We start from the raw sequence: 9541 nt of genomic DNA, 5'->3' as shown, positions 1-9541 counted from the left end.
GTCTTCGGCGTAATTGCCCTGCGCGGCTTCGGATGCGGCAATCACCATGGGGATTGCCAGCGGCGAGGTGACCGGGTAAGTGATGTCTCCGTAGAGACCGCCGATGGGCACCCGGGCGTTCAGCGTGCTCATCGAGATCTGCACCGAACCCGACAGTTGGCCGAAGTTGCGCCGGGAGTACCAGGCTCGGAACAGTGTCACCCGGTCACCTCGCCGCTGGCAATCACCATGGGGTTTGCCGCATCCGAAGCCGCGCAGGGCAATTACGCCGACGCGATGGAGGCCATCGAGGCCAGCGCCGTCGGCGGCTCCGAGCATCTGGTGTCGTGGCTCAAAGCCGTGATCTACGGGGCCGCACAACGATGGACCGAGGTGATCGACGAAGTCAAGGGCGCCGGCAAATGGCCGGACAAGTTCTTGACCGGCGCTGCCGGTGTGGCACACGGGGTCGCCGCGGCCAACCTTGGATTGTTCACCGAAGCCGAGCGGCGACTGACCGAAGCCAACGACTCCCCCGCCGGTGAAGCCTGCGCGCGGGCCATCGCCTGGTATCTGGCCATGGCGCGCCGCAGCCAAGGCAACGAAGACGCCGCCGTCGCCTTGTTGGAGTGGTTGCAGACGACCCATCCGGCCCCCGAAGTGGCCGCGGCACTGAAGGATTCGTCCTACCGGCTGAAGACCACCACGGCCGACCAGATCTCGTCTCGCTCCGACCCGTGGGATCCCACCAGCGTGGTGACGGACAACTCCGGTCGGGAGAAACTGCTCGCCGAAGCCCAAGCCGAACTCGACCGGCAGATCGGCCTCAGCCGCGTCAAGAATCAAATCGAAAGATACCGCGCCGCAACGCTATTGGCCCGAGTGCGCGCCGCCAAGGGGATGAAGGTCGCGCAGCCGAGCAAGCACATGATCTTCACCGGACCACCGGGCACCGGTAAGACCACCATCGCGCGAGTGGTCGCCAACATCCTGGCCGGGCTGGGCGTCATCGCCGAACCCAAACTCGTCGAGACGTCGCGAAAAGACTTCGTCGCCGAGTACGAAGGGCAGTCCGCGGTCAAGACCGCCAAGACCATCGATCAGGCCCTGGGCGGCGTGCTGTTCATCGACGAAGCCTATGCACTGGTGCAGGAACGCGACGGGCGCACCGACCCGTTCGGGCAGGAGGCGATGGACACCTTGCTGGCCCGGATGGAAAACGACCGCGATCGGCTAGTGGTGATCATCGCCGGCTACAGCAATGACATCGACCGGTTGCTGGAGACCAACGAGGGGCTGCGTTCCCGCTTCGCCACCCGCATCGAGTTCGACACCTACACCGCCGAGGAGCTGCTCGAGATCGCGAGGGTGATTGCCGCCGGCAATGATTCGACGCTGAGCGCCGAGGCGGCCGACCGGTTCCTGGAGGCGGCCAAGATGCTGCACGACCGGACGGTGCGCGGCCGGGCGGCCCTCGACATCGCCGGAAACGGCCGTTACGCGCGGCAACTGGTGGAAGCCGCCGAACAGTGCCGGGACATGCGCTTGGCGCAGGGGTTGGACATCGAGGCCCTGGACGTGGAGCGACTGCAAGAGATCAACGGCGCAGACATGGCCGAGGCGATCGCCGCGGTACATGCACACCTCAACATGAGAGAGTGACAGATGGGGCTTCGCCTGACCACCAAGGTTCAGGTTAGCGGCTGGCGCTTCCTGCTCCGCCGGGTCGAGCATGCGATCGTGCGGCGTGACACCCGCATGTTCGACGACCCGTTGCAGTTCTACAGCCGCTCGGTGGGGCTGGGAATCATCATCGCCGTGTTGATTCTGGTCGGCGCCGGTCTGCTGGCCTACTTCAAACCCCAGGGAAAGCTCGGCGGCACAAACCTTTTGACCGACCGCGCCACAAATCAGCTCTATGTGATCCTGTCCGGTCAGCTGCACCCGGTCTACAACCTGACGTCGGCGCGACTGGCGCTGGGGAACCCGGACTCCCCCGCCACCGTCAAGTCTTCCGAGCTGAGCAAGCTCCCGCTGGGCCAAACCATCGGCATTCCGGGCGCCCCTTATGCCACACCGGTGTCCGGGGACAGCAATTCGACGTGGACGCTGTGTGACACCGTGGCCCGACCCAACACCGCCTCGGTCACAGTGCAGACTTCGGTATTGGCCAGGCCGTTGTTGATCGATGCCTCGGTGGATCCGGTCGACGCCAACGAGGCGATGTTGGCGACCTACCAGGGCCAAACCTGGATCATCACCGTCAAAGGACGCCACTCGATCGACCTCAACGACCGCGCACTGACCTCGGCCATGGGCATACCGGTCACCGCTACCGCCGTGCCCATCTCCGAGGGCATGTTCAACGCGCTGCCCGCCATGGGCGCCTGGGAACTACCGCCGATACCCAATGCCGGACAACCCAACACCCTCGATCTGCCGGACGATCTGGTGATCGGGTCGGTGTTCCAAATCCGCACGGTCAACGGGCCGCGCTATTACGTGGTGCTGCCCGACGGCATCGCGCAGGTGAACGCCACCACCGCAGCGGCGTTGCGTGCCACGCAATCCCATGGCTTGGTCGAACCACCGGCGATCGTGCCCAGCCTCGCCGTCCGCATCCCCGAGCGGGTCTATCCTTCCCCGCTGCCGAGCGAACCGCTCAAGATCATGTCCCGTCCCGAAGAGCCCACGCTGTGCTGGATGTGGGAACGCGGTGCCGGCGATCAAGCGCCGAAGACCACCGTGTTGTCCGGCCGGCACCTGCCCATCCCGCCGTCGGCCATGAATACCGGCATCAAGCAGATCAACGGTGCGGCAACGGTTTACCTCGACGGCGGCAAGTTCGTCCAACTGCAGTCGCCGGATCCCCGCTACGGCGAATCGATGTATTACATCGACCAGGAAGGGGTGCGCTACGGCGTGCCCAACGCCGATGCCGCCAAGGCGCTCGGGCTGGGTTCACCCAAGACGGCGCCCTGGGAAGTCGTTCGCCTCCTGGTCGACGGGCCGGTGCTGTCCAAGGATGCCGCCTTGCTCGAGCACGAGACGCTGCCCGCCGACCCGAATCCCCGAAAAGTCCCCGCCGGAAGCCCCGGAGCGCCGCAATGACAACGAAGAAGTTCACTCCCACCATCACCCGCGGTCCTCGGCTGACCCCGGGCGAGATCAGCCTCACCCCGCCCGACGACCTGGGCATCGACATCCCGCCGTCGGGCGTGCAGAAAGCACTGCCCTATGTGATGGGCGGCTGCATGCTGGGCATGATCGCCATCATGTTCGCCGGCGGCAAGCAATTGTCGCCGTACATGCTGATGATGCCGCTGATGATGGTCATGATGATGGTCGGCGGAATGGCCGGCGGCACGGGTGGTGGCGGCAAGAAGGTGCCCGAGATCAACGCCGATCGCAAGGAGTACCTGCGTTATCTGGCCGGGCTACGTGGACGCGTGACGTCGTCGGCCAGCTCGCAGGTGGCGTTCTTCTCTTACCACGCACCGCACCCGGAGGACTTGCTGTCCATCGTCGGCACCCAGCGGCAGTGGTCGCGGCCGGCCAACAGCGACTTCTACGCGGCCACCCGCCTCGGCATCGGTGACCAGCCGGCGGTGGACCGACTGTTGAAACCCGCCGTCGGAGGTGAGTTGGCCGCCGCCACGGCGGCGCCCCAGCCCTATCTCGAGCCGGTGAGCCACATGTGGGTGGTCAAGTTTCTGCGCACCCACGGCCTCATTCACGATTGCCCAAAGCTGGTGCAGCTGAGGACCTTTCCGACCATCGCGGTGGGTGGTAGCCGCCCGGGCGCCGACCGGTTGCTGACGGCGATGATCTGCCATTTGGCGGTGTTCCATCCGCCGGACCTGCTGCAGATCCGGGTGTTGACCGAGAATCCGGAAGACCCCGACTGGTCCTGGCTGAAATGGCTTCCGCACGTTCAGCATCAGACCGAGACCGACGCCGCGGGTCCGGTGCGAATGATCTACACCCGGCCCGACGCCCTGGCCGACCTGGCCGCGCGCGGACCGCACGCGCCCGACACGCTGCCCACCGGTCCATACGTAGTGGTCGTCGACCTCACCGGGGGCAAGGCGGGATTCCCGCCCGACGGCCGGGCCGGGGTCACGGTGATCACGCTGGGCAACCACCGCGGTTCGTCGTACCGCATCCGCGTCGCCGACGACGGCACCGCCGACGACCGGCTGCCCGGCCAACAATTCCGCCTGGTCGCCTCGGCGGCCGACGGCATGTCGCCGCAGCAGGCCAACCGTCTGGCCCGCAAGCTGGCGGGCTGGTCGATCACCGGGACGATCCTGGACAAGACCCAGCGCGTGCAGAAGAAGGTGGCCACCGACTGGCATCAGCTCGTCGGCGCCAAGAGCGTCGAGGAAATCACACCGGCGCGCTGGCGGATGTACACCGACACCGACCGCGACCGATTGAAAATCCCGTTCGGTCACGAGCTCAAGACCGGCAACATCATGTACCTCGACATCAAAGAAGGGGCGGAGTTCGGGGCCGGCCCGCACGGCATGCTCATCGGAACCACCGGTTCGGGGAAGTCCGAATTCCTGCGCACGCTGATTCTGTCGCTGGTGGCCATGACGCACCCCGACCAGGTCAATCTGCTGCTGACCGACTTCAAGGGCGGATCGACCTTCCTTGGCATGGAGAAACTTCCGCATACCGCCGCCGTCGTGACCAACATGGCCGAAGAGGCAGAGCTGGTCAGCCGAATGGGTGAGGTGTTGACCGGGGAGCTGGACCGCCGCCAGACGATTCTGCGCCAGGCCGGCATGAAAGTCGGTGCCGCCGGAGCGCTTTCGGGTGTGGCCGAATACGAGAAGTATCGGGAGCGCGGGGCCGATCTGCCACCACTGCCCACGCTGTTCGTCGTCGTGGACGAGTTCGCCGAACTGCTGCAAAGCCATCCGGACTTCATCGGGCTGTTCGACCGGATCTGCCGGGTCGGCCGTTCGCTGCGGGTGCATCTACTGCTGGCCACCCAGTCGCTGCAGACCGGCGGTGTTCGGATCGACAAGCTGGAGCCCAACCTCACCTATCGGATCGCGTTGCGCACTACCAGCTCTCACGAATCCAAGGCGGTCATCGGCACGCCGGAAGCCCAGTACATCACCAACAAAGAAAGCGGTGTCGGTTTCCTGCGGGTGGGCATGGAGGACCCGGTGAAGTTCAGCACCTTCTACATCAGCGGCCCGTACGTGCCACCGGCCGGCGCCGAGACCAACGGTGACGGCAGCGGGCCCAGCCGGCAGGGCGGTAAGCAAGCCGTGCGGATCCGCGAGTTCACTGCGGCGCCGATGGTCGAAGAGGCCAGCACCAACGGCGCGGTCAACGGCGAAGTGCCGCTGGTCGAGGAGGCGCTGACCCGATGACCTCTCAAGAAACGCGGACGCTGCGCGAGGTGGTGCTCGACCAGCTCGGCACCGCCGAATCCCGCGCGTACAAAATGTGGCTGCCACCGCTGATCGACCCGACGCCGCTCAACGAATTGCTCGCGCAGGACCGGCAGCGTCAACCGTTGCGGTTCGCCCTGGGCATCATGGACGAACCGCGCCGCCATCTCCAAGACACCTGGGGCGTCGACGTTTCCGGGGCCGGCGGCAACATCGGCATCGGCGGTGCACCGCAGACCGGGAAATCGACCCTGCTGCAGACGATGGTGATGTCGGCGGCCGCCACCCACTCCCCGCGCAATGTGCAGTTCTACTGCATCGACTTCGGCGGCGGTGGCCTGATCTACCTGGAAAACCTGCCGCACGTCGGCGGCGTCGCCAACCGGTCCGAGCCCGACAAGGTCAACCGGGTGGTCGCCGAGATGCAAGCCGTCATGCGGCAGCGCGAGATCTCCTTCAAAGAGAACCGGGTCGGCTCGATCGCCATGTATCGGCAACTGCGCGAGGACCCGAACCAGCCCGTTGCCGCCGACCCGTACGGCGACGTGTTCCTCATCATCGACGGCTGGCCCGGCTTCATCGGCGAGTTCCCCGACCTGGAGGGTCAGGTTCAAGACTTGGCCGCCCAAGGGCTCGCGTTCGGCGTGCACGTCGTCATCTCGACGCCGCGCTGGACCGAGCTGAAGTCCCGAGTGCGCGACTACCTCGGCACCAAGATCGAGTTCCGGCTCGGCGATGTCAACGAGACCCAGATCGACCGGATCACCCGCGATATCCCGGCGAACCGCCCGGGCCGCGCGGTGTCCATGGAAAAGCACCACTTGATGATCGGCGTGCCGCGATTCGACGGCGTACACAGCACCGACAACCTGGTCGAAGCCATCACGTCCGGGGTGGCTCAGATCGCGGCGCAGACCACCGAGCAGGCGCCGCCGGTGCGAGTCCTGCCGGAGCGGATTTACTTGCACGAACTCGACCCGAACCCGCCCGGCCCGCAATCCGACTACCGCACGCGTTGGGAGATCCCGGTCGGCCTGCGGGAGACGGATCTGACGCCGGCCTACGCGCACATGCATTCCAACCCGCATCTGCTGATCTTCGGTGCGGCCAAGTCGGGCAAGACGACGATCGCGCACGCCATCGCCCGAGCCATCTGCGCGCGCAACAGCCCCGACCAGGTGCGGTTCATGCTTGCCGACTACCGCTCGGGGTTGCTGGACGCGGTGCCGCAATCCCACCTACTGGCCGCCGGGGCGATCAACCGCAACAGCGCGAGCCTCGACGAGGCGGTCAAGGCGTTGGCGGTCAACCTCAAGAAACGGCTGCCGCCGACCGATCTGACAACGGCGCAATTGCGGAGCCGTTCTTGGTGGAGCGGATTCGACGTCGTATTACTTGTCGACGACTGGCACATGATTGTCGGCGCGGCCGGAGGGATGCCGCCAATGGCGCCGCTGGCGCCGTTATTGCCCGCCGCAGCAGATATCGGTTTGCACATCATTGTCACCTGCCAGATGAGCCAGGCCTACAAGGCGACGATGGACAAGTTCGTCGGCGCCGCCTTCGGGTCCGGCGCTCCCACGATGTTCCTCTCCGGAGAGAAGCAGGAGTTCCCGTCGAGTGAGTTCAAGGTTAAGCGCCGGCCGCCTGGCCAGGCGTTTCTGGTGTCGCCGGACGGAAAGGAGGTCGTCCAAGCCCCCTACATCGAGCCGCCAGAAGAAGTGTTCTCAGCACCCCCGAACCCCGGTTAGGATTATTTCACCCGGCAATGCGGGACCGAGTTCACCAAGGTAATCGGACCCCGATCAACGGTGAACTGCCGGGATTGTTTCCGGCCATAACTGAACAATTTGCGTCCTCAAAGAAGCGACCAACAAAGCCGACGAAAATATTTTCCCAGTTCCGCACCTGCGCATTGAAGAAAGGAGCAGATGACCATGTTCTGGCACGCCATGCCACCGGAAATCAACACCGGGCGTTTGATGGCCGGCGCGGGTCCTGCTCCGATGCTGGCGGCGGCCATGGGTTGGGAGGCGCTGGCGGCCGCCCTGGACTCGCAGGCCGTCGAGCTGACCGCGCGACTGAATTCGCTGGGCGAAGCGTGGACCGGCGGCAGCAGCGACAAGGCGATCGCGGCGGCGCTGCCGATGGTGACTTGGCTGCAGACCGCGTCCACCCAGGCCAAGACGCGTGCGGTGCAGGCCGCTGCGCAAGCCGCCGCCTACACCCAGGCGATGGCGACCACCCCGTCGCTGGCCGAGATCGCGGCCAACCACATCACCACGGCGGTCCTGGTAGCGACCAACTTCTTCGGAATCAACACCGTGCCGATCGCCTTCAATGAGATGGACTACTTCATCCGGATGTGGACTCAGGCCGCCCTGGCGATGGACGTCTATCAGGCCGAAACCCTGGCCAACACGATGTTCGAAAAGCTCGAGCCGATGACCGCCATCCTCGATCCCGGCACCAGCCAGAGCATGGCGTCGAGTCCGATTATGGGCATGGCTCCCAAACTCTCCAGCGTCGCGCCCGGTCAGCTGCAAGCCACCGCCGGTCAGCTCGCGGAGATGAGCGGCCCCATGCAGCAGCTGGCTCAGCCGGTGCAGCAGGTGTCGTCGATGTTCAGCCAGATGGGCAGTTCCGGCGGCAGCAGCAGTGGGCTGGGCGAAGACCAAGGCGCCCAGATGGGTCTGCTCGGCACCAGCCCACTGTCCACCCACCCGCTCGCCGGCGGATCCGGGCCGAGCACCGGCGCCGGCCTGCTGCGGGCGGACTCGCTGCCCGGTGCGGGCGGAACCTTGGCCCGCACTCCGTTGATGTCCGGACTCATCGAAAAGCCGGCTTCGCCTTCGGTCATGCCGGCCGCGGCGGCCGGGTCTTCGACGACCGGTGGGGCGGCCCCGGTAGGTGCCGGCGGGATGGGGCAGTCTGCCGGATCCGGCGGCTCGACGCGGCCGGGGCTGGCAGCGCCGGCGCCGCTCGCTCAAGAACACGACGACCAAGAGGAAGACGACTGGGACGACCAGGACGACTGGTGAACGACTCAGTCACCACAGACTTCCCGGCCAACCGGGCCGGAAGACTTGCCAACAATGGCGAGGCACAGAGAAAAGAGAAAGTAGTTCAGCATGGCAGAGATGAAGACCGATGCCGCTGCCCTCGCGCAAGAGGCAGGTAACTTCGAACGAATTTCCGGCGACCTGAAGACCCAGATCGACCAGGTCGAGTCGACCGCGGGCTCGCTGCAGAGCCAGTGGCAGGGCGCGGCGGGCCAGGCCGCTCAGTCTGCGGTGGTGCGCTTCCAGGAGGCGGCCAACAAGCAAAAGGCCGAACTCGACGAGATTTCGACGAACATTCGTCAGGCCGGCGTCCAATACTCCCGGGCCGACGAGGAGCAGCAGCAAGCGCTGTCCTCGCAAATGGGCTTCTGATCAATTCCATAGACCAATAAGAAACGGAGCATAAACATGACAGAGCAGCAGTGGAATTTCGCGGGCATCGAGGCCGCGGCCAGCTCGATTCAGGGAAATGTCACCAGCATTCACTCCCTGCTCGACGAGGGCAAGCAGTCGCTGACCAAGCTGGCGGCGGCCTGGGGCGGTAGCGGTTCCGAGGCCTACCAGGGCGTTCAGCAGAAGTGGGACGCCACCGCGCAGGAGCTGAACAACGCGCTGCAGAACCTCGCCCGCACCATCAGCGAGGCCGGTCAGGCCATGCAGTCCACCGAGGGCAACGTGACCGGGATGTTCGCATAAGTCACCCCTGCATTCGCGTAGAATACCGAAGCACGAGATCGGGCGAGTTCAACCATTTAGGAACCTCGCCCCTTCTTGTGCTTTGTTCTATTTACAACCTTTCGAGAGGTTATTATGCCGGCCGACTATGACAAGCTCTTTCGGCCCGCGGAGGGTTCGGACCCTCGATTCGATGAGGTCGAGCAAACATTCTTCGACCCCAATTCGTCCTACCCGACCAAAACCAACGGCGACGCCGCGCCCGCCCCAGAGCCGCCGCAGCCCGCTCCGGTGTTCTTAGGCGACCCGCCGGACCCGCCCGAACCTCAGCTCGGGCGGCGCGAGCTGCCCCCAACGCTTCCTGAGCCACCGCAGGCCGCGGGCGCCGGGGCCGCGCCGTCAGCTCGCCCG

The 9541-nt window shown here is 65.5% G+C and carries 6 protein-coding genes and 3 pseudogenes; 8 read left to right on the top strand and 1 reads right to left on the bottom strand.

Features of this window, described 5'->3' with window-relative positions:
• Positions 1-207: pseudogene (locus A9W95_RS26290) on the bottom strand (type VII secretion AAA-ATPase EccA); the annotation flags it as partial.
• On the opposite strand from A9W95_RS26290, the pseudogene eccA reads away from it, so the two are divergent.
• The 8 genes and pseudogenes from eccA to A9W95_RS13340 all read left to right on the top strand — a co-directional run.
• Positions 199-1641, top strand: a pseudogene (gene eccA / locus A9W95_RS13375) (type VII secretion AAA-ATPase EccA); the annotation flags it as partial. The pseudogenes A9W95_RS26290 and eccA sit on opposite strands and share 9 nt — an antisense overlap.
• Before the next feature lie 3 nt (positions 1642-1644).
• Entirely contained in the window at positions 1645-3090 is a 1446-nt protein-coding gene (gene eccB / locus A9W95_RS13370) for a type VII secretion protein EccB (protein ID WP_067413221.1), read from the top strand.
• A complete protein-coding gene (gene eccCa, locus A9W95_RS13365) occupies positions 3087-5372 on the top strand; it encodes a type VII secretion protein EccCa (RefSeq protein ID WP_067413218.1) in 2286 nt (761 codons plus the stop codon). The genes eccB and eccCa overlap by 4 nt, the downstream gene beginning before the upstream one ends.
• Positions 5369-7144: a type VII secretion protein EccCb gene (eccCb, locus tag A9W95_RS13360; RefSeq protein WP_067413215.1), complete on the top strand. Its 1776-nt coding sequence runs from the start codon at positions 5369-5371 to the stop codon at positions 7142-7144. Before eccCa ends, eccCb begins: the two co-directional genes overlap by 4 nt.
• Positions 7145-7330: 186 nt before the next feature.
• Positions 7331-8434 carry a PPE family protein gene (locus A9W95_RS13355; RefSeq protein WP_067413223.1) on the top strand — a complete coding sequence of 368 codons (1104 nt, stop codon included), beginning with the start codon at positions 7331-7333 and terminating at the stop codon, positions 8432-8434.
• Positions 8435-8524: 90 nt separating this feature from the next.
• Complete coding sequence (gene esxB, locus A9W95_RS13350) at positions 8525-8827, top strand: type VII secretion system ESX-1 WXG100 family target CFP-10 (RefSeq protein WP_067413212.1); 303 nt, start codon at positions 8525-8527, stop codon at positions 8825-8827.
• A 36-nt stretch (positions 8828-8863) separates the two neighbouring features.
• On the top strand, positions 8864-9151 hold the full coding sequence (gene esxA / locus A9W95_RS13345; RefSeq protein ID WP_067413209.1) for a type VII secretion system ESX-1 WXG100 family target ESAT-6: 288 nt from the start codon (positions 8864-8866) through the stop codon (positions 9149-9151).
• A gap of 114 nt (positions 9152-9265) precedes the next feature.
• A pseudogene (locus A9W95_RS13340) lies at positions 9266-9541 on the top strand (hypothetical protein); the annotation flags it as partial.

This window comes from Mycobacterium sp. 1423905.2 (assembly GCF_001673155.1).
Taxonomy (GTDB): domain Bacteria; phylum Actinomycetota; class Actinomycetes; order Mycobacteriales; family Mycobacteriaceae; genus Mycobacterium.
The sequence above is the reverse complement of the archived record's forward strand: the minus strand, read 5'-3'. Positions and strand labels throughout refer to the sequence as shown.